This is a genomic window from Actinomycetospora corticicola, from assembly GCF_013409505.1.
In the GTDB taxonomy this organism is placed as follows: Bacteria; Actinomycetota; Actinomycetes; order Mycobacteriales; family Pseudonocardiaceae; genus Actinomycetospora; species Actinomycetospora corticicola.
In genome coordinates this window covers 833,590-854,431 of the sequence record NZ_JACCBN010000001.1, presented here as the reverse complement: position 1 = coordinate 854,431, position 20,842 = coordinate 833,590, and the positions used below count along the sequence as shown (strand labels likewise).

Here is a 20,842-nt window from a genome sequence, read left to right as displayed (position 1 = left end):
TCGTCATCCCGCCCAGCTGCGCAGCAGGCGCAGGTCGGCCGCTCCCGCGGCATCCTTGTAGTACTCCCAGCACGCGAGCGGCCCGCCGAGCGTGCCGATCCGGGGGTCGCCGACCGCCGTCGTCGTGCCGTCGGGCAGCGACAGCGACGCGGTCGACCCGACGATCACGGCCTCGGCCGAGTACGGCGTGCCGTCCTGGCGCAGCGGGACGGTGTGCACCCCGCGCGCGAGCGTCGCCAGGCTCGTCCCGTCCTCGATCACCCCGTAGACCCACCGCAGCGGGGTGATCACGAAGTGGCACCGGGTGCGGGGCGCCGGCCCCTCCAGCGGCACCCCGGTGAACGCCGCGAGGCAGAGCGACCCGGCCTCGGAGCCCGGGCCGAAGGCGAAGGTCGCGCCGATCCGCACCACGTCCGCCCCGGCGTCGGCCAGGACGTACGTGGCGGAGTGGGCGTCGGGCAGACCGGCCTCCAGGCCCCCGTCCCGGACGACGGGTGCGGGTGCGTCGTGCGCGACGACGCGGAACGGCACCCCCTCGTCCCCCGCCTGCGCCCCGGTGCCCGCCGGGCGGGCGCTCCAGTCGGTGGCGAGCCGGGTGCCCGCGGACACCGGTCGCGGGGACGCCGTCGAGGCACTGCCGCAGGCCGCGAGGGCGGCCGGTGCGGCGAGCCCCAGGAGCGTGAGGGCGGCCCGGCGCCCGAGCACCGGCGTCATCGGACCGGGTCCGGGAGCGGCACGGGGTCCACCCCGACGACGTCCGTCCCGACGGCGAGCTCCTCGACGGCCCGCGGCCGGGCGCGCAGCGCGGCCACGTACTGCACGGCGACGATGCCGGTGGCGGCGACGACCATCCCCCAGCACAGGCCGAGCACCCCGCCGACGAGCAACCCCACGGTGGCGCCACCCACCATGCCGAGGCTGGTGAGGACCTGGATGGCGCAGAGCAGTCCGCCGCGGCGCATCCCGCGCAGCGCGGCGGCGGCGGGCACCCCCAGGCCGAGGACCGCGACGAGCAGGGCGGTCGGCGGCACGAGCGGGGCGAAGTCCACGTAGCGGGGGAAGAGCAGCCCCATGAGGACGTCGCGCAGCGGGATCGCGACGAGCACCAGCACGCCGAGCCCCGCCATCGCGAGGGTCAGCCGGCGGCGCAGGGCGGCGAACCCGGGCGGCAGCGAGCCGTCGGCGGCGACCGGGTAGCGGGCGAACATCGCGGTGGCGAGGACCAGGACCGCGGCCATGAAGGTCGTCGGCGGCTGCAGCACGAGCAGCTGCACCGCGCGCAGCCCGGCCATCTCGCGGGTCGAGACGACGATCCCCGCGAGCAGGAGGACCGCGTACATCTGGACCTGGCCGAGGATCGAGACGACGGTGAACCACCCCGAGAGGTAGCGCCCCTCCCGCAGCCACGGGCCGGGACGACCGGGGCGTTCCACCCCGACGGCGACGACCACGACGAGGCCGGCGAGGGCGCCGACGCCCCAGCAGGCGGCGAGCGCGGCGGGGGTCCAGCTGCCCACGAGCGCGACGACGCCGAGCCCGACGCCCTGCGCGAGCGCCCAGGCCGCGTCGACGGCGAGCGTGGCGCCGGTCCGCAGGCGCGCGAGCAGCACGTAGCGGCCGGCGTCGACGACGATCGCGCCGAGGATCCACGGGGCGAACACGAGCAGGGTCGACAGCACCTCGCCGCCGACGAGACCGAGCACGACGACGAGTGCGGTGCCGGCGAGGCCGAACACGGCGGCGGCCCCGAGGGCGGAGCCGGCGAGCCGGGCACGGCGGTCCGCGGAGGCGACGGCGGGCAGGTGGGCGATCAGCGGCTCGGAGAGCACCGCGCGGGTCGCGGCCGCGAGCACGGTGACCACGGCGAAGGCCACGACGAACGCCCCGAACGACTCCGGCAGGAGCACGAAGGAGGCCACGAACGCGGTGAGGTAGTTCGTGGCGGAGCTGACCGCCTGATCGGCGACCCCGAGCGCCGCACGCCGCGGGCTGCTCACAGGATGTCCACCCCCTCGCGCACGAAGAACGCCGACGTCGGGTCGGTCGGGCGGACGACGCGGACCGGGACCCCGCCGTAGAGGGCCGGCTCGTCGGGCAGCGAGCGGGCGACCACGCCCCCGGCCGCGACCAGCGAGTGGTCCGGGACCGCGCTGCCGGGCAGCAGCACCGAGCGGCTCATCACCAGCGAGTGGTCGCCGACCGTCACCGGGCGGGCGTCCTGGCGCACGGCGTCGAAGTCGACCGAGTGCGTCTGCACGAGCGAGCCGAAGCCCGCGAGGGTGCCCCACGGCGCGAACTCGACCCGGGCCGAGGCGTCGACGACGTGCATCGTCGTGATGAGCGCGGCCCGGCGCAGGATCAGCGACGGGGACCGGTCGACGCCCTGGTAGAACCGCGGATCGCGGCGGACGCCGTTGACGAGGTTGAGCATCCCCATCTTCGCGTCGCGCTCGAGCACCACCAGCTCGCAGCCACGGATGACGTTGCCGGCCGAGATCACCGCGCCCGCGTCCATCACGAGGCGGTCGACGTCGACCAGGGCGCGCCCCAGGTGGGCGTCGGGGTGGATGTCGTGTCCGAGCACGCGGACCGCGAGGAACCGGCGGGCCCGGCCGGGCACGACGACGGCGAGCAGCGCCACGAGCAGCCGCAGGCGGCGGCTGCGCAGGTGGCGCCGGGAGCAGGTGCGGACCGCCTCGAGGTCGATCGGCTGGTACTCGGTCACGCGGACTCCTCCTTGCGGATGAAGATCATGAGGGTGGAGGCGGCGCGGGAGGGGACGAGGCGCTGCAGGAGGAGCCCGGTGCGCAGGGCCGCGGGCGAGCGGCCGACGTACCCCGGCTCGGCGTCGAACTCGTAGACGCAGTGGGTGAAGCGCTCGGGCGGGAACCAGCCGCGCAGGGCGGCGCGGGAGTTCATCCGGTACGCCGTGGGAAAGGTGTCGACCTCGGCCTTCGCCGGCTGGAGGCGGCGCAGCGCGGCGACGTGCAGCGCGTTGGGCACGAGCCGGGTCGGCACGCCGATCGCACCCCACTTGCGGGGCGTCCGGGCGCACAGCCACCCGCCGGGGGCGAGCACCCGGTCGATCTCCGCGGCGGTGTGCGCCGGGTCCGCGACGTGCTCGAAGGTCCAGTCGCTCACCAGCAGGTCGACCGACCCGTCGGGCAGCGGGAACCGGCCCTGCGGCTCGATGACGTGGCTCTCGTGCAGGGCGGGGTTCTCCCGCACCGCGGGGTCGACGTCGAGCCCGATGAGCCGGGCGCAGCGCGGCCTGAGGTCGTGCAGGGACCGCCGGAACGGGCTCGGGTCCTCGAGGAAGGAGCCGCGACCGGCGCCGAGGTCGACCACGACCGCGTCGGGCGGGAGCACGGCGTTGACCCGGGACCAGAACTCGACGGACCCGTCGAGGCGGGTGTACCCGCCGGCGGGGACCTCGGGGAACACCTCGGCGTGCGGCTCGGCCGATGAGGCCGACCGGGCCGGGCGGGGGACGGACAGCGTCATGACGACCTCTCCTGGGGTGGGCGGGGGTCCGCGGTCCGCGACCCGCGGGCCGCGAGGCGGCCGACGAGGTCGCCGACGGCGATCCCCTGGGTGGGGGTGCGGTGCTGGCCACCGGTGGCCTGCTGGCGGGGCGGGGCGTGCCGGGGCCGGCGGTGGTGGCTCGCGACGGCGCGTGGCGCGGGGACTGAGGGTGCTGCGGGCCCGGCCGGGCGCTGCTCGACGGCGGCGAGCGGCGCGACGGCGGCGGGGAGCTGCGGGGCGGGTGCCGGGGCGGGCGTGGGTGCGGGGGTCGTGAGGTAGCGGCCGGCGTACTGCCCCTCGACCGCGGTGGTGACGCCGTTGAAGACGACCCCCACCTCGCTCACCCCGGCCGTCACGAGCAGTTCGTGGGCCCGGCGGACCAGGGCGCCGCGGGTGGCGCCGGCGCGGACGACGACCACGACGGAGTCGGCCCGGCGGGCCAGCGCGAGCCCGTCGGCCACCGGCAGCACCGGCGGGGCGTCCACGAGCACGAGGTCGTAGCGCTCGCGCGCCTCGGCGAGCACCGCGTCCATCCGGGCGGACTCGACCAGCTCGTAGGGGTTCGGCGGCAGCGGGCCGCTCGGCAGCACGTCCAGGCGGACGACCCCGCCGGGGCGGACCGCCTCGTCGAGGGCACCCTGGCCGGCGAGCAGTCCGGCCAGTCCCCCACCGGCGGGGACGCCGAGGTAGGCCGACGCGCGCGGGCGGCGGAGGTCGGCCTCGACGAGGAGCACCCGCCCGCCCGCGTTCGCCTCGGCGAGAGCGAGGTTGACCACCAGGGTGGACTTGCCCTCGCCCTCGACGGCACTGGTGACGACGACGACGCGCACGCCCTCGCCGTCGGGACGCGCGAGGTTGCCGTGCACGGCCCGCAGGCTCTCGGCGGCCGGGGACATCGGGCGGTCGCGCAGGAACAGCGGCGTGCGGTCGGTGTGCCGGTCGCGCGGCAGGGTGCCGAGCAACGGGTGCGGCAGGAGCTTGGCGAGCTGGGCGAGGCTCAGCACCGAGCGGTCGAGCGAGCGGCGCACCACCGCGATCGTCACGCCGATCAGCAGGCCGGCCGCGAGGCCCAGGCCGAGGTCGACCAGCGGCTTCGGCGAGACCGGGCCCGGGGCGAGGACGGGGCCCTCGACCACCCGGGCGGACACCGTCGGGGGCTGCGTGCGGTCGGCGGGGCGCTCGAGGTCGGCGATCAGCGCCGGGAAGCGGCGGCCGACGGCACCGGCGATGGCCTGCGCCCGCTCCGGGGAGGCGTCGGTGACCCGGGCCTCGAGCAGCACGGTGTTCGGGCTGACGCTCGCCGACACCTGGTCGGCGACGCTCTGCGGGTCGTCGGGGAGGCGCAGGTCGGTGACGACCTCCTCGCCGAGGCGGTAGCCGGACAGCAGCTCGGTGTAGGACTTCACGCGGTCCTGGGAGAGCAGGCTGCCCTGGTAGGCGTCGGCGGAGCTCGTGTTCGACGCCGTGGAGACGTAGAAGGTCACCGACGCGGCGTAGGACGCCGGGGTGAGCAGCACGGCGACGCCGGCGACGACGACCCCGACGAGCGCGGCGCCGACGATCCAACGCCACTGCTGGCCGAGGAGGGTGAGGTACTCGCGCGCGGTCACCGGGCGGTCCTTCCTGGGGTCGGGTGGAGGGGTGGGGAGGTCAGAAGGCGCCGGGGAGCAGGACCCCGGCGTGGTCGCGCAGCGACCGGGTCGGTCCGACGGGCCGGTGGAACCACGCCCCGTCGAGGAGCTGCTTGTGGCGGGCCGGAGAGCCGGTGTAGAGCCCGGCGTGCTCGACCGGTGCCCGACGCAGCACCGAGCCCGCCGCGAGGGCCGACCGGTCCGGGAGACGTGCACCGGACAGCACGGTGCACCGCGTTCCCACGAAGGAGTGGTCACCGATCTCGATGTGCGCGCAGGTCTGGGCCGGCCCGTCGAAGTCGAGCTCGTGGCTCAGCACCTGCGTGTCGTGCCCGGCGATTGAGGAGAAGGCCCCGAGGACGACGGTGCCGGAGCAGTCGATGCTGTGCCGGCTGGTGATGAGGGCGTGCGCGCCCATCCACAGCACCCCGTTCTCGCCCTCGTGCTGGAAGGCGGGGTGGGCGGTGAGGATGTTCCAGGGCCCGATGATCGCGTCGTCGCCGAGCACCAGCTCCGCGACGCCGCGGATGAAGTTGCCGGACGCGACGAAGGCACGTTCGCCCGCGTGCAGGTGCACCAGGGACGGGACGAGGCAGGAGCCGAGCGAGGCGCTCCGGGCGACGACGTGGCCGAACCGGCGGAGCAGCCGGTTCTTCATCGGCGACGCGGGGAGCAGCCAGACGAGGGTGTGCAGCCGACGGGCGAGCGGGCCGCGGACGGGACGGGTCACTGGGGGCTCCCGGTGAGGTGGGACCGCACGGCGGCGTGCCGGGCGGCGGTGCGGGGAACGCGGGAGACCAGCAGGAGCAGCACCAGGAGCACGACGATCCTGGCCATGGCCTGCAGCAGGGAGCCGCGGATGAGGATGAACTCGTAGCCGGCGATGACGGGCGCCGCGACGGCCACGAGCGGCACGACCCGGGTGCGGGCCCCGCGGTGCGCGACGAAGGCGTCGTCGAGCCGGCGGGCGGCCAGCCCGCCGAGCGCGAGCAGGCCGCAGGCGCCGAGCCAGCCGAAGTCGACGTAACCCTCGGCCCACAGCGGGGAGTCCAGGTTGCGGTTGGGGAAGCCGATCTCGTCGGCGATGAGGAACGCGGTGTTGTCGGGCTTGTCCGGCCACAGCGAGCGCGGCACCCAGAAGGTGGCCGCGCCGAGCAGCTGCCGGCCGAGGGTGTGCCCGTGGTGGTCGACGACGCGCAGGGCGACGCCGACGTCGGAGATGGAGGCGTAGTCGGTCTTGCCGAGCACGTAGTCCACCGGCTGCGAGTAGCTCGGCGTCCGGATCCCGTACTGCTTCATCTGCGCCTCGGAGACCCGGAAGTGGTCGAGGTAGGGGAAGATGATCAGCGAGCTGAGCGTGAACAGCGTGACGAACGTGGTCAGCACGGCCGGCCGGGTGGAGAAGCGCCAGCAGAAGAAGAACGCGAGCACGATCGCGAACGCCCAGTAGCGCGGGTTCGAGAGCGGGTTGTTCATCAGGGCGTTGAGCGCGACGAGCGCCGCGCCGAGCGCCCACACCTCGGCCCGACGACGCTGCTCCGGGTCGTCGGCGAGGAGCTTGACCAGGCAGATCAGCGCCACGAACGGCAGGACGTTGCCGATCACGGCGACCATGCCGCCGGTCGCGTTCGACGCCGAGGAGTAGAGCCCCGACGACGACAGCTGGTCGAAGACCGCCTGGCGGTCGGACAGCAGCACCCCCGGCCCGCCGAGCAGCGCGACCAGCACCGGCGCGGTGACCAGGGCCACCACGCCGAGCAGCAGGACCCGGGTCGGGTCGAGGACGCGGCCGCGCAGCCGGGCGTCGAGCGCGGCGGGCAGCAGGGCACCGGCGCGCCGCGGGCGGACCCGGGACGCCACGTCGAAGCAGATCAGCCCGGCGAGCAGCAGCGCGGCCTGCTCGGTGGCGAGGTCGCCGAGCGTGAAGCCCAGCGGGTTCTCGCCGGCGAGGGTCTGGGTCAGCCCCGCGACCGCGAGCCAGGCGTAGGAGAACATCCACAGCCCGAGCACGGCCCAGCGCGGCTCCGCCTCCCACATCAGCGATCCGAGGCGCAGCGCGCAGTAGACGACCGACACGGCGAACAGGACGGCCGCGACGCCGACCGACACGGAGCCGCGCGCGACGACGGGGGCGACGAAGACGGCCGCCGGGACGGCCAGCAGGACGGTGACGGAGAACAGCGGGAGGAGGAACTGCAGGCCGGTGAGCCGGCGCGGACCGGGGGGCGGGAGCGGCACGTCGGCCGTCGCGGGACGGTCGAGCACGAGGCTCACGCGGTCACCCCCGTCGTCGGGACGCCCCGGTGGTCCCGCGCCCCGCGGGGCCGGGGCACCGCCGCGTCCCCGACGGGGGCGGAGGTCCGGGCGAGCACCGTGCCGGCGGGGACCAGGCCGTCGGCGGGCACCACGACGCCCCGCAGGACGATCGCCCGCAGCGCGACCCACGCCCCGGCGCCGACGACGATGGGGGCGTTGTCGTAGGCGAACGCCGGGTCGCGCCGCCGGTGCGAGCCGGTGCACAGCACGGCCTCCTGGGACACGCACACCTGGTCGCCGAGCAGGATCGGCTCCAGGTTGAGCAGCCAGGCGCCCTCGCCGATCCAGCAGTGGTCGCCGATCTCGAGCTTCCAGGGCCAGTGCACCCGGACGCCGTTGCGGATGTTCACCCCGCGACCCACGCGGGCGCCGAAGGCCCGCAGGATCACCGGGCGCACGCGGGCCGGGCACCACCAGGCCCGGAACACGAGGTTCGAGACGACCCACCACGCCACCTGCCAGCCCGTCGACCGGCCCTTGTCGTGGCCGGCGCCGGTGAAGTCCTGCAGCCGCCGCGCGGTCACGACGCGTCCTCGGTGACGAGCGCGCGGACGTCCGTGGGGACCTCGGAGGCGCCGGCGAGGGTGGGGAGGGCGGTCGGGCGGCGGCGGCCGCGCCCGGCGGCCAGGTCGGCGACCCAGTCGACGTAGGCGCCGCGGGCGGCCACGGCCGAGAGGGCGTCGCGGGCGAACAGCTGTCCGCGCAGGCCCATCGTGCCGGCCGTCGCCGGGTCGAGGCCGCAGCGCAGGACGGCCCCGAGCAACTCCTCGGGGGTCCCCGGGTCGACCCGCACGCCCCCGCCGGAGGCCTCGATCTCGGCGCTCGCCGCACTACGGGGGCTCGTCGCCGCCACCACGGGCCGGCCGGCCGCGAAGTACGAGGTGAGCTTGGAGGGCACGCACATCTCCTCGACGCCGGGCTTCTCGTTGAGGACGAGGACGTCGGCGGCGGCCATCGCGAGCTCGAACTCGGAGGCGGGCAGCGGGTCGAGGAACTGCAGGCGCTCGACCCCGACGCCGTACGCCTCGAGCGCCGCGCGGCGCGCGCCGGTGCCGAGCAGGACGAAGCGCACGACCGCGCCGGTGGCGTCGGCGAGGCGGGCCGCCTCGACGACGTTCTCCAGGCCCTGCTTCGCGCCCATGTTCCCGGCGTGCAGGGCGACCACCTCGTCGTCACGCCAGCCCCGCCGGCGGCGCAGCGCGAGCAGGTCGGCCCCGCCGGCGCGGACCGGGCTGACGTGGCTCCAGTTGCGGATGGTGGTGATCCGACGGTTCTCGACGCCGAGCTCGCCCAGCGACCGCCGGAAGCTCTCGTGGATCGCGACGACGCCGTCGGCGCGGGTCAGCAGCGCCCGCTCGAGGGTCGCGGCGGCGCGGGCGCCCCGCCCGCCGAGGGCGCCGGTCTCCGCGATCGCCCGGCCGTAGAGGTCCTGGGTGATGACGCCGACCGCGGTGCGGCCCGGGGCGCGCCAGCGCAGGGCCGCGCCCACGGTGAGCAGCGCGGGGCTGACCGCCAGCACGACGTCGGGGCGCGCGCCCCGGTGGGCGCGGGCCGCCCCGGCGGCGAAGGCGGCCTCCATGCGGATGCGCTCGGCGCCGCCGGGGTCGGCGGGCACGGGGTGCGCGATGCGGGTGAGGCGGACGTCGCCGTCGCGCTCGTGGAGCACGCCGCGGGCGCGGCGGTACCCGGCCGCGATCTCCCAGTGCGGGTAGTGCGGCAGGCCCGTGACGACGTGGACGTGGTGCCCGGCGTCGGCCAGGAAGCGGGCGGTGCCGGTGGTGTAGGGCGCGATGCCGGTCGGCTCCGGGGCGTAGTTCAGGCCCAGGATCAGCACGGAGAGGCTCATGGCGAGGGTTCCCGGTCTCGTCGTGTGGGAGTCAGTAGGCGCCGCGGCCGGCGAGCACGGCCGTCACGGTGCGGGCGAGGATGTGGAGGTCGAGTCCGGGCGACCAGTTCTCGACGTAGCGCAGGTCGAGGCGCACCGTCTCCTCCCAGGAGAGGTCGCTGCGGCCGCTGACCTGCCACAGGCCGGTCATGCCGGGCCGGACGAGCAGGCGCCGGCGGGCGTCGTCGGCGTACTCGACGACCTCGCTCGGCAGGGGCGGGCGCGGGCCGACGAGCGACATCGAGCCGCCGACGACGTTGAGCAGCTGGGGCAGCTCGTCGAGCGAGTAGCGGCGCAGCACCGCGCCGATCCGGGTGACGCGCGGGTCGGCGCGCATCTTGAACAGCGGGCCGTCCGCGTCGTCGGAGCGCAGCGAGGTCCGCACGGCCTCGGCGTCCACCGCCATCGAGCGGAACTTGATCATGCGGAAGGGGCGGCCACGCCGTCCGACGCGTTCCTGGCGGAAGAAGACCGGCCCGTGGTCGTCGAGCCGGATCGCGAGGGCGACCCCGAGCAGCACCGGGGCCAGCGCGACGACGGCGACGACGGCGACGACGCGGTCGAGCAGTGCCTTGGAGACCCGGGCGGCGCCCCGGAAGGTGGGCTGGGTCAGCCGGATCATCGGCTGGCCGTCGACCGGGGTGACGTGCAGGCGGGGCCCGGCGATCTCCATGAGCCCCGGGTCGACGACGAGGTCGAGGTCGGTGCCCTCGAGCTCCCAGGCCAGCCGGTGCAGCCGGCGCCCGGACCAGCCCGGTGCGGCGGCCACGGCGACGACCTCGGCGCCGACGCCGTGGACCCGCTCGGCCACGTCGTCGAGGTCCCCGACGACGGGCACACCGGCACAGGTCCCGACCCCGGCCGGGGTGCAGGCGGCGAGCACGGTCCAGCCGTGCTCCGGCGCCCGGCGGGTCCGGGCCACGAGGGCCTCGACCGACTCCTCCGAGCCGACCGCCAGGACGCCGGTCAGGCCGATCCCCCGCCGCCGGCGCCGGTGCAGCAGCGCCCGGGCCACCCCGCGGACCGCGAGCACCGCGAGCACCGCCGCGGGGAGGACCGCCAGGGTCCAGGGCCGGAGCCCGTCGTCGCGGACGGCCACCTGGCCGAGCGCGAGGACGAGCAGCGCCCCGGTGCCGGCCTGCAGCACGCGGGTGTACTCGAGGCCGCCCGAGCAGACCAGCAGCGGGTGCCAGCAGCGCCGGACGGCGAGGGCGACACCGAGGAGTGCGACCAGCCCGACGACCAGCAGCGTGGGGCCGACGTGCCCGACCGGTCCGGTGGGGTCGGCCGGCAGGAGCACCGCGGCCGCGGTACCGACGAGCGCGACGGCGAGCAGGTCGGCGACGAGGACCCGCCGCGCCCAGGACCGCCGCACGCGGCGGACCGCGTCGACGCCCCGGCTCCCGGTCGTGCCCGTGAGCGGGTCCCGCCCCGGGACCGCACCGTGGTCCCGCACCGCACCCGCCGTCGGGACCGAACCCGCTGTCGGGACCGCGTCCGCCGTCGGGACCGTGTCCGCCGCGGTGAGCAGCACCCGTGGAGCCGCCTCGTCGCCGGCCGCCTGCGGGCCGCCCGTGGTCGTCACCGGTGAACACCTCGTCTCGTCGTCGCAACCCTCGTTGCGTCTCAGAGCTGGCATCGCCCGGTCGGCCGTAGGCGCTACAGCCGATGGAGCAACGCCGAGGGCGACGAAAGTCGATCACGGACGGTGACATCGGTGGTTTTCGACGGTCCCGGGACCTGCCGTCCGGAGCCGACGATCGAGCGCCGCAGGACTGTCGCGGAAGCCCCGGGATTCACCCGATAGGGCACGACGGGGGTGGGCAGAGGAGCACTCGCCTGCCGTGATGTTGTGCGCGATCCGATCGTGCGAGTTCACCCGCCGGGGTGACCGCAACGGCCGTTACCGCCGCTACCCGCTCGACCTCCGACGACGCCCTGACGCGCGGACACCTTGGGGTGAACCGTCCCCGACGGGCGTCGCTCACTCGGGCATCCGGGCTACTCCGGGCCCATGGGAACCGAGTTGAGCCGTCGTGAGGTGCTCCTGGCCGTCGGCGGATTGGCGGGAGCCGGGATGCTCGCCGCCACCGGTTCCGCCGACGCGGCGTCGCTCCCTGCCCCGCCGTCGGGGTTCAGCGCCGGCACCCCCACGACCGTCGCCTCCGCCCGTCAGGCGGGCTACGCGGTGGTCACCGACTTCGGGGCGGTCGGCGACGGTGGGTCGCGCCCGCTCTCGACGCGGTACGCCACCCTCGCCGACGCGCAGCGCGCCTTCCCCGCCGCCCGGAGCCTCTCCGACGAGCTCGACGGCGCGGCCATCCAGAAGGCCACCGACTCGGGCCGGGCCGGCGTCTTCTACCCGGCCGGCACCTACCTGCACTCGCAGGCGATCGTCGTGCGCGCCCACCAGCGCCACCTCGGGGCGGGCGCCGCCGGGGTCTCCCCCACCGCGGTGCTGCGCAACGTCCGCACCCGCAGCACCGACTACGACTTCGCCCAGGCGCACAGCTTCCAGATCGGCGACATCCACCCGGCCGCCTTCGCCACCGGGCAGGCGGGCATCTCGTGGGCCACCCGCACGCTCGCCCCGATCACGGCGGGCGCGACGTCGGTCCGGCTGACGCAGGCGCTCGGCTCGGTGCCCCTGAAGGTCGGCGACGTGGTCATGGTGCGCTGCGACAACGACCCGATGGTCAACCGTGAGGCCGTCATCTACGACGCGCAGCAGTGGAACCGGGTCACCTCCTACAACGCGGGCACCGGTGTCGTCGGCCTCGAGCTCCCCGTGCCGTGGACGATCGTGGCCTCGTCGGGCGACCCCACGGTGCTCGACGGCCCGACCCTGTGTGTGAACGACGGCGCCGACTACTTCATGCGCTGTCCCTGGTCGCTGTGCCAGGACATCGAGGTCGGCCGGCTGTGGCTCGACTCCGCCGGCTTCACCGCCCGCAACGGTGTCTGGCGCGGCTGGTTCCACGACCTCGTGGTCGTCGGCGAGAACATGCTCGGGTTCAACGCCCTCGTGCTCTCGACGATCGAGCGGGTCAACGGCCGGTTCAGCTCCCGGATGATCGAGCTCAAGCACTCCGGGCACACCAGCACCGTCCGGGAGGTCTCGGGGACCTGGGCCCCGCCCGCCGCGAACAGCGTGGGCGTGGACGCCGACGCGGTCGACATCGGCGAGCAGTGCTACGGCCTCACCCTCACCGGGATCCAGGTGACGATCTCGTCGGCAGACACCGCGAACCGGCGCGCCCTCAACATCAGCACCGGGAAGGTCAGCTTCTCGGGTGCGCTCACCCACCAGGGCAGCGGGCCGCAGCAGGCGGTGTGGGCGATCGTCGACTCTCAGGCCCCGGCCAATCCGCCGCGCGACCTGTCGCTCGCCCTGCTCGTCCGCACCCGCCCGGGGATGTACGCCTACGGCGTCGTGGGCTGGCCCGACCCCCGGACGTCGGACCCGGTGGGCGTCACGCTGAACCTCGACCAGGCCTCGTCGGGCGCCCCCGCCGGGCAGGGGTTCCACGTCGCCACCGGGCGCGACGTGCGTGTCACCCGCATCGTCGGGGACCGGACCACGGCGTCGTGGACCCCGCCGGGGCAGGCGCCGAGCGGCTGCACCAGCGTGCAGGTCTGACCGTCACCCGCGCGGGTGAGTCTGCTCCGATCGGCCTAACGGCCGCCGTGCCGATGGCGATGCGGCCCACATGACGACCGAGACCGTCGTGCCGATGCACGACCTGCAGGAGGCCGTCCACGGCGACGGCCACGACTACCTCTCCGGCTCGCCCCACCTGCGGCACGCCTACCTCAACAAGTGGATGCGCGACACGCTCAACGCCGTGGTCACCGAGCTGGCCGACCGGCTCGGGCGCCCGCCGCGGGTGATCGAGGTCGGCGCCGGGCACGGCGGGTTCACCGAGACGATGGTGTCCGCCGGGGCCGAGGTCGTGGTCACGGAGATGAGCGGCCCGAGCGCCCGGTCGATCGCCGCTCGGTTCCGGCACAACCCGCGGGTGCAGGTCCACCACGACCTCGACGGCCGGCTCGACGTCCACGGCGAGGTCGACCTGGTCGTCTACATGGCCGTCCTGCACCACATCCCCGACTACCTCGCCTCCCTCGAGGAGGCCGTCCGCATCGTCGCGCCCGGCGGCGCGATCGTCACGTTCCAGGACCCGCTCTACTACCCGCGCCAGTCCCGCACGAGCGTCGCGCTGTCGCGGGCCGCGACCCTGGCGTGGCGGGTCACCGAGGGCGAGCTCGCCCGTGGCTTCCGCACGCTCACGCGCCGGGTGCGCGGCGTCTACGACGAGTCGAGCCCCTCGGACATGTCCGAGTACCACGTGGTGCGCGACGGCGTCGACGAGGACGCGATCGCCCTCCTGCTCGGCCGGTCCTTCGCCGACGTCGACGTGCACCGCTACTTCTCCACCCAGGGCGGCTGGGTGCAGACCCTGGGCGAGCGTGTCCTCCGGCCGAACACCTTCGGCGTCGTGGCCACGGGTCGGCGCTGAGGTGCGCTGCGCGCAGGTGAGCAGTAAGGGGGGCTATAGCCCCCCTTAGTGCTCACAGGAGCGGAGCTCACCTACCGGTGCCCGGCGATCCCCCGCGGCTCGTAGCTCTCCGACAGCTCGGTGAGCTCGTGGTCGTCGAGCTGCAGGTCGACCGCGGCCACCGCCTCCTCGAGGTGGTGCAGCTTCGTCGCACCGATGATCGGCGCGTCGACGACGGGCTGGGCGAGCAGCCACGCGAGCGCCACCTGCGCCCGGCTCACCCCGCGCTTCTCGCCGATCTCCGCCACCTTCTCGACGATGTGGCGGTCGGAGTCGCGGTAGAGCGTCCTGCCGAACTCGTCGGTGTCGCCGCGCGTGGTGGTCTCGTCCCAGTCCCGGGTCAGCTTGCCGCGCGCGAGCGGGCTCCACGGGATCGTGCCGACACCCTCGTCCGCGCAGAGCGGGTTCATCTCCCGCTCCTCCTCGCGGTAGAGCAGGTTGTGGTGGTTCTGCATCGTCACGAAGCGGGCCCAGCCGTTCGCGTCCTGCAGGTGCAGGGCCTTCGCGAACTGCCAGGCGAACATCGACGACGCGCCGATGTAGCGGGCCTTGCCCGAGCGCACGACGTCGTGCAGCGCCTCGAGCGTCTCCTCCAACGGCGTCTCGGGGTCGAACCGGTGGATCTGGTAGAGGTCCACGTAGTCCATGCCGAGGCGGCGCAGCGAGTGGTCGATGCCGGTGAGGATCGCCTTGCGCGAGAGGCCGGCGCCGTTCGGACCGGGCCGCATCCGGTTGAAGACCTTCGTCGCGACCACGATCTCGTCGCGGTCGGCCATCTCGTTCAGCCAGCGGCCGGTGATCTCCTCCGACGTCCCCTGCGAGTAGACGTCGGCGGTGTCGAAGAAGTTGATGCCGGCCTCGAGCGCGGCCGAGAAGAACGGCTTCGCCTCGTCCTGGGGCAGCGCCCACTTCCAGCGGTCGTTCGGCACGCCGTAGCTCATGGTGCCGAGGCAGATGCGGGAGACGTCCAGGCCGGTCGACCCGAGTTTCGTGTACTCCATGCCCCACGACTACCCGCGCTCCCGAGCCGGCGCACCCGCCGTCGGGAAGGCGCCCGGAAACGCACGAACGGCACTTCCGCAGCATCGATGTGCGCGGAAGTGCCGTTCGTTCGGTTCGGGGCCTACTCCTGGTGGTGCGAGGGCTGGAGCTTGTAGACGGTCGTGTCCAGCCCCTCCTGGCGGGCCTTGAGCTGCAGCGCCAGGTAGAGCGAGTAGTGCCGCGACTGGTGCAGGTTGCCGCCGTGGAACCACAGGTTCGGCTGCTGGGTGGGCTTCCACATGTTGCGCTGCTCGCCCTCCCACGGACCCGGGTCCTTCGTGGTGTCCGAGCCGAGGCCCCACACCTTCCCGACCCGCGTGGCCATCTCCTCGCCGATGATGTCCGCGACCGAGGTGATCATCGAGCGGTACCCGGTCGCGAGGACGACGAGGTCGGCCTCGAGGTGCGTGCCGTCCTCCAGGGTCACGCCGTCGGCGGTGAACTCCTTCACCTGACCCTTGGCGAGCTTCACCTTGCCCTCGGCCACGAGCTGCGCGGCGCCCACGTCGATGTAGTAGCCCGAGCCGCGGCGCAGGTACTTCATGAACAGGCCGGACTCGTCGTCGCCGAAGTCGAGGTCGAAGCCGGCCTCGCGGAGCTGGTCGTAGAACTCCTTGTCGCGGACCTTCGCCTCGTCGTAGGCGGGCCGCTGGAAGTCGGCCATGATCCGGTACGGCAGCGAGGCGAACACGAGGTCGGCGGTGCGGGTGTCGATCCCGTTAGCCACGGCCTCCTCGGAGTAGAGCGATCCGAGGCCGAGCTCCATCAGGGTGTCCGACTTGATGATGTGGGTGGAGCTGCGCTGCACCATCGTCACGTCGGCGCCGGCCTCCCAGGCCGCCCCGCAGATGTCGAAGGCCGAGTTGTTCGACCCGATCACGACGATCTTCTTGCCCTCGTAGCCCTGCGGGCCGGAGTGTTCGGACGAGTGCTGGATCGTCCCGCGGAACGTGTCCATGCCGGGGAACTCGACCTTGTTCGGCTTGCCGGAGACGCCCATGGCGAACACCAGCTGGCGCGGCCGCAGGACGACCTCCTCGGGCCCGTTCCCGCGGTCGCGGGTGACCTTCACGGTCCAGCGGCCCTCGGCCTCGTCGAACTCCGCGGACTGCGCGGACGTCGAGCCCCAGTAGTTGATCTCCATGACCCGCGTGTACATCTCGAGCCAGTCGCCGAGCTTGTCCTTGGGCGCGAAGACCGGCCAGTTCTCGGGGAACGGGATGTAGGGCAGGTGGTCGTACCAGACCGGGTCGTGCAGGGCGAGGCTCTTGTAGCGCTTGCGCCAGGAGTCGCCCGGCCGCTCGTTGCGCTCGATGACGATGGCGGGGACGCCGAGCTGACGCAGCCGCGCCGCGAGGGCGATGCCGCCCTGCCCGCCGCCGATGATGACGACCTCGGGCTGACGGTCGTAGCCGAGCTCCTCGGCCTCCTGCTCGCGCGACTCCTTCCACGTCACGCGCGCGGGGTTCGCGCCGTGCTCCGTGCCGAAGGGACGACGCTCGCGCTTGTTCTCCTCGTAGCCCTTGAGCTCGTCGAGCGTGGTGAGCAGGGTCCAGGCCTTGCCGCCCTTCAGGCGGACGTGCCCGGTCCCGCGCCCGACCGCCGTCTCGAACGTCAGCCACGCCTCGTCGACGCCGTCGGCCGAGGTGGGCTCGCCGTCGACGGCGAAGTTCGTCGGGTCGATCCGGTCGAGCACGCTCCCCAGCAGGTCGGCGACCTCGTCGGTGCCCTCGACGGTGGCGATGTTCCAGGTGAAGGACACCAGGTCGCGCCAGTAGCACTCGTCGGCGAACAGCGACGTCGCGGCGCTGACGTCGCGCGCGGTCAGGGCGTCCTGGAACGCCGACACCCATGCCTCGACGCGGTCGGCCACCTCGCTCCCGGGGCGATCCAGGGTCTGCGTCACGCGGCACCTCTTCTCGTGTTGCCAGTGGTGGGGTGACCACGGTCACGCAGGTGCCCCGGTAGGGGCAAGGGTTGCAACGTTGTTGCGCGCACTGTGACCCAGGCGACCGCGACCGCAGCCCCACCCCGCCGCTGGTGGATCCTCGCCGTGATCGGCGTCGCCCAGCTCATGGTCATCCTCGACAACTCGATCGTGAACATCGCGCTGCCGTCCGCGCAGGCCGACCTCGGGTTCTCCGACGCCCAGCGCCAGTGGGTGGTCACGGCCTACGCCCTCGCCTTCGGCAGCCTGCTCCTGCTCGGCGGGCGCCTCTCCGACCTGTTCGGGCGCAAGGCCGCCTTCGTCGTCGGGCTGATCGGATTCGCGGTCGCCTCGGTGCTCGGCGGGCTCGCCCCCGGCTTCGGCCTGCTCGTCGCGGCCCGGGCCCTGCAGGGCGTGTTCGGCGCGGTGCTCGCGCCCGCCGCGCTGTCGCTGCTCACGACGACCTTCCCCGCCGGCCGCGACCGCGCCCGCGCCTTCGGCGTGTTCTCCGCGCTCGCCGGCTCCGGCGCGGCCATCGGGCTGCTGCTCGGCGGGACGCTCACCGAGTACGCCGACTGGCGCTGGTGCATGTACGTCAACGTGGTGTTCGCGGTGATCGCCCTGGTCGGCGCCCTGCTGCTGATGCCCGCGCACCCCTCGGGCGAGCGGCCCCGCCTCGACCTCGTCGGCACCGTCCTCGCCTCGGCCGGCCTCTTCGGCGTCGTCTTCGGGTTCGCCACCGCGGAGACCGACGGCTGGGGCTCCTGGCCGGTCTACGCCTTCCTGACGGCGGGGGTGGTCCTGCTGGCGGTGTTCGTCGCCGTCCAGCGGGTGCGCGCCGCGCCGCTGCTGCCCCTGCGCGTGCTGCTCGACCGCTACCGCGGCGGCTCCTACCTCACGATCCTCGTCCTGACGACGGGGATGTTCGGCCTCTCGCTCTTCCTCGCCTACGTGATGCAGACCGAGCTCGGGCTCTCCCCGGTGCTCACCGGCGTGGCGTTCCTGCCCATGGTCGCCTCGATCATGACGGCGTCGACGACCGTCCCGGCGATCGTGCTCCCCCGGGTCGGCCCGAAGCCGCTGATCTTCGTGGGCCTGCTGCTCGGGGCGGGCGCCCTGTTCTGGTTCTCGCAGCTCTCACCGGGTTCGACGTACGTGAGCGGTCTGCTCGGGCCGCTGATCCTCATGGGCCTGGGCATGGGCACCGCGATGTCCACCTCGATCAACACCGCGACCCTCGGCGTCGACCCGCAGGACGCGGGCGTGGCGTCGGCGACGGTCAACACGATGCAGCAGGTCGGTGGCTCGGTGGGGACGGCGCTGCTGTCCTCGATCGCCGGCACCGCCACCGCCCTCGGCGTCGGCCTCGCGCCGCGCGCCGCAGCGCTGGCCGGGTACGACCGGGCGTTCCTCGTCGCGTCGGCGATCTTCGTGGTCGCGGCCGTCGTGTGCGGGCTGCTGGTGCCCGCGGGGCGGCCCCACGCGACGGTCGCCGACTCCGGGCCCGCCCCGCGCGAACTGGAGTCCGGCTCCTCCTGGGGCGGACCGGACGCGGTCGACGCGCCGACCGGGACGATCCCCGTGGCCGCCGACGACCGCCGTGCCGCGGCGCCGGGCCTGTCCGGCCGGGTGCTCGACGGCGCGGCACCGGTCGACGGCACCGTGACGCTCATCGACGCCCTCACCGGCACGCAGGTCGGCACCACCCGCACCGACGGCGGGCGCTACCACTTCGAGGTGCCGCGCGCCGGGGACTACCTGCTCGTCGTCTCCGCGGCCGGCCGCCGCCCGTTCGCCGAGCGGGTCCGGGTGGCCGCGCCGGAGTTCGCCGTGGCCCGGGACGTGAACGCCTGACGCCCCCTGCCTTCTGAACGAGCGGCACTTTCGCGCACATAGAGGCTGCGAGAGTGCCGCTCGCTCGGAACCGGGGTGCCGCCGAACGGCCTACTCCGGGTCGTTCGGGGTGTCCCGGCCGGCGCGGTAGGGCGTACTGACGCCCTCGTACATCAGGTGCGCGACGAGGCCCTGCTTCGGGTGGGCCAGGTTGTGGCAGTGGTCCATCCACACGCCGGGGTTGTCGGCCACGAACGCGATGTCGAACGTCGCGCCGTCGGGCACGTCCAGCGAGTCGATCCACCACGGGCTCCCCGACGCCGGGACCCCGTCGCGGGCGAGGACCACCGCGTGGTGTCCGTGCAGGTGCATGGGGTGCACCTCGCCTGAGGTGTTGCTGATCCGCATCCGCACCACGTCGCCCTCGCGCACCAGGAACATCGGCACGTCGGGGTACATCCCGCCGTTGATCGTCCAGTAGAGCCCGGGCACGCCACCGATGAAGCCGGGACGGCGGCCGATCGCGTAGTCGAAGACCCGGTTCGGCGTGCTCGGGTCGAAGCCCAGCGGGGCCGGGGCGCCGTAGGAGAGCAGGTCCACCGTCGTCGTCGGGACGGGTGCGGGCGCACCGCCCCCGCCGACGACCACCGCCGCTCCCCCGAGCCCGATGCGCGCGGGCGCCACCACCTCCAGGTCGGCACGCCCGCCTGCGGTGATCGGCACGGCGGCCCCGACGACCGGGGTGGGCGCCTGCACGTCGGTCCCGTCGACCGCGAGCACGCGGTAGGGCGCGGCGGACCACGCGCGCATCGGCCCGTCGTCGGTGTTGGTGAGCCGGACCCGCACCGTGCTCCCGGGTGCGGCGGGCACGGCGAGGTCCCCCGGCGTCCCGTTCACGGTGCGTCGGCCGCCGAACAGGTGCACGAGGGCCGTCGCGTCGGGGCCCACGCCCCCGGGCGGCTCCACGACGAGGGACCCGAACAGCCCGCCCTTCACCTGCTCGTCGGCGACCTGGTGCGAGTGGTACCAGTACGTCCCCACCTGCTCGGCCCGGAACCGGTAGACGAACTCGCCGCCCGGGAGCACCGCGTCCTGGGTGACGCCCGCGACGCCGTCGTCCCCGTTCGGCACGTCCACGCCGTGCCAGTGCAGCGTGATCCCCCGCGCCACGTTCTCGTTCACCAGCCGCACGGACACCACCTGGCCCGCCACGGCCCGGATCTCCGGCCCAGGAGTGCGGCCGTTCAGCGTGTACCCGGCCCCCTCGGCGCGGGCCACCAGGGTCACCGGGACGTCGACGGGGACGTCCGCGGGCAGCCGGAGGGTGTCGACCGGACGCCCCGCCCCGTCATGGTCCGCCATGAGGGGCGGACCGCCCCCGTCGTCCGGAACGCCCATCCCGGTGGCCGACCAGCTGGCCGGCGACAGGCTCGCCGCCCAGAACCAGACGACGGGGGCGAGGACCGCGAGCGTGGCGAGCAGCGCCACGACCGTCCGGCGACGGGGGCGTCGTCGGCGCGGGGCGACCGCCGGCGCGGGCGCGGTCCCGGTGAGCACCTCAGGCGATGGGGGCGTGGTGCGCGCCCGCGGTGACGGGAGCGTCCGCGGCGACGTCCGCGGCGCTGCTCCGGCGGGCGGCGACGAGCGCGACCACGAGCAGCCCGAGCGCGACGGCCCCGTGCAGCAGGCCGAGCGCGGGGATCGAGTGGGCGACGATGCCCAGCGCGACCTGCGCCACGACCAGCACGAACGCCGCACCGGCCCAGGCGACCGCGCCGGGGAAGCGGGCGAAGAACGAGCTGACGAGGAACAGCAGGGCGAACGCCGGGACGATCATGGTGCCGTTCATGCCGTGCACCATGAAGCCCGTGACCCCGTCGAACACGACGGACTCGCTCTCCATCCCCGCCTTGTCCAGCACCCCGCCGCCCTCGATCCAGGCGGTCAGGCCGAACAGGGCCCAGGCGATCGCGGCCGCCTGCACGACGACCTCGAGCGCGAGCAGATAGGCCAGGACACGGTAGACGGCGCGCATCACGTACCCCCGGGGTTCGTTCACGGTGTGGTGGTGGCCGCGTCGGCATTCGTGGATCTCGACGGGAGTCCGCGAGGTGTCGCCGCAGTA

Annotated in this window: 17 protein-coding genes; 3 read left to right on the top strand and 14 right to left on the bottom strand. The window is 74.4% G+C overall.

Features of this window, described 5'->3' with window-relative positions:
• Positions 1-3: 3 nt before the first annotated feature.
• From BJ983_RS04050 to BJ983_RS04005, 10 genes are read right to left on the bottom strand one after another with little or no spacing between them, the layout of a single operon-like run.
• Positions 4-714, bottom strand: coding sequence for a hypothetical protein (locus tag BJ983_RS04050; RefSeq protein WP_179792633.1), 711 nt, complete (start codon positions 712-714; stop codon positions 4-6).
• Positions 711-1,997 (bottom strand): MATE family efflux transporter, encoded by a 1,287-nt coding sequence (locus tag BJ983_RS04045; protein ID WP_179792632.1) that lies wholly within the window; start codon positions 1,995-1,997, stop codon positions 711-713. Before BJ983_RS04045 ends, BJ983_RS04050 begins: the two co-directional genes overlap by 4 nt.
• Positions 1,994-2,725 carry an acyltransferase gene (locus BJ983_RS04040; protein ID WP_179792631.1) on the bottom strand — a complete coding sequence of 244 codons (732 nt, stop codon included), beginning with the start codon at positions 2,723-2,725 and terminating at the stop codon, positions 1,994-1,996. Before BJ983_RS04040 ends, BJ983_RS04045 begins: the two co-directional genes overlap by 4 nt.
• Entirely contained in the window at positions 2,722-3,504 is a 783-nt protein-coding gene (locus tag BJ983_RS04035) for a class I SAM-dependent methyltransferase (protein WP_179792630.1), read from the bottom strand. Before BJ983_RS04035 ends, BJ983_RS04040 begins: the two co-directional genes overlap by 4 nt.
• Positions 3,501-5,135 carry a polysaccharide biosynthesis tyrosine autokinase gene (locus BJ983_RS32055; RefSeq protein ID WP_179792629.1) on the bottom strand — a complete coding sequence of 545 codons (1,635 nt, stop codon included), beginning with the start codon at positions 5,133-5,135 and terminating at the stop codon, positions 3,501-3,503. Before BJ983_RS32055 ends, BJ983_RS04035 begins: the two co-directional genes overlap by 4 nt.
• Before the next feature lie 40 nt (positions 5,136-5,175).
• Entirely contained in the window at positions 5,176-5,886 is a 711-nt protein-coding gene (locus BJ983_RS04025) for an acyltransferase (protein ID WP_179792628.1), read from the bottom strand.
• On the bottom strand, positions 5,883-7,430 hold the full coding sequence (locus BJ983_RS04020) for a hypothetical protein (RefSeq protein ID WP_179792627.1): 1,548 nt from the start codon (positions 7,428-7,430) through the stop codon (positions 5,883-5,885). The genes BJ983_RS04025 and BJ983_RS04020 overlap by 4 nt, the downstream gene beginning before the upstream one ends.
• Entirely contained in the window at positions 7,427-7,996 is a 570-nt protein-coding gene (locus BJ983_RS04015; RefSeq protein WP_218890096.1) for an LbetaH domain-containing protein, read from the bottom strand. The genes BJ983_RS04020 and BJ983_RS04015 overlap by 4 nt, the downstream gene beginning before the upstream one ends.
• On the bottom strand, positions 7,993-9,318 hold the full coding sequence (locus BJ983_RS04010; RefSeq protein WP_179792626.1) for a glycosyltransferase family 4 protein: 1,326 nt from the start codon (positions 9,316-9,318) through the stop codon (positions 7,993-7,995). Before BJ983_RS04010 ends, BJ983_RS04015 begins: the two co-directional genes overlap by 4 nt.
• A gap of 31 nt (positions 9,319-9,349) precedes the next feature.
• Positions 9,350-10,942: a sugar transferase gene (locus BJ983_RS04005; RefSeq protein WP_343053702.1), complete on the bottom strand. Its 1,593-nt coding sequence runs from the start codon at positions 10,940-10,942 to the stop codon at positions 9,350-9,352.
• Positions 10,943-11,371: 429 nt separating this feature from the next.
• Between BJ983_RS04005 and BJ983_RS04000 the strand changes: the two genes are divergently transcribed.
• Together BJ983_RS04000 and BJ983_RS03995 are read left to right on the top strand one after the other, a co-directional pair.
• Positions 11,372-12,997, top strand: coding sequence for a pectate lyase family protein (locus BJ983_RS04000; RefSeq protein WP_179792624.1), 1,626 nt, complete (start codon positions 11,372-11,374; stop codon positions 12,995-12,997).
• 70 nt (positions 12,998-13,067) lie between these two features.
• A complete protein-coding gene (locus BJ983_RS03995; RefSeq protein WP_218890094.1) occupies positions 13,068-13,877 on the top strand; it encodes a class I SAM-dependent methyltransferase in 810 nt (269 codons plus the stop codon).
• A 71-nt stretch (positions 13,878-13,948) separates the two neighbouring features.
• Here BJ983_RS03995 and BJ983_RS03990 read toward each other — a convergent pair whose 3' ends face one another.
• Positions 13,949-14,917 (bottom strand): aldo/keto reductase, encoded by a 969-nt coding sequence (locus BJ983_RS03990; protein WP_179792623.1) that lies wholly within the window; start codon positions 14,915-14,917, stop codon positions 13,949-13,951.
• Positions 14,918-15,039: 122 nt separating this feature from the next.
• A complete protein-coding gene (locus BJ983_RS03985; RefSeq protein ID WP_179792622.1) occupies positions 15,040-16,863 on the bottom strand; it encodes an NAD(P)-binding domain-containing protein in 1,824 nt (607 codons plus the stop codon).
• A 93-nt stretch (positions 16,864-16,956) separates the two neighbouring features.
• Here BJ983_RS03985 and BJ983_RS03980 point away from each other — a divergent pair, with 93 nt between their 5' ends.
• Positions 16,957-18,738, top strand: coding sequence for an MFS transporter (locus BJ983_RS03980; RefSeq protein WP_343053700.1), 1,782 nt, complete (start codon positions 16,957-16,959; stop codon positions 18,736-18,738).
• Positions 18,739-18,828: 90 nt separating this feature from the next.
• Here BJ983_RS03980 and BJ983_RS03975 read toward each other — a convergent pair whose 3' ends face one another.
• Both BJ983_RS03975 and BJ983_RS03970 read right to left on the bottom strand, forming a co-directional pair.
• On the bottom strand, positions 18,829-20,274 hold the full coding sequence (locus tag BJ983_RS03975) for a multicopper oxidase domain-containing protein (protein ID WP_179792621.1): 1,446 nt from the start codon (positions 20,272-20,274) through the stop codon (positions 18,829-18,831).
• Position 20,275: 1 nt separating this feature from the next.
• Positions 20,276-20,776 (bottom strand): hypothetical protein, encoded by a 501-nt coding sequence (locus BJ983_RS03970; RefSeq protein ID WP_179792620.1) that lies wholly within the window; start codon positions 20,774-20,776, stop codon positions 20,276-20,278.
• Positions 20,777-20,842 lie beyond the last annotated feature (66 nt).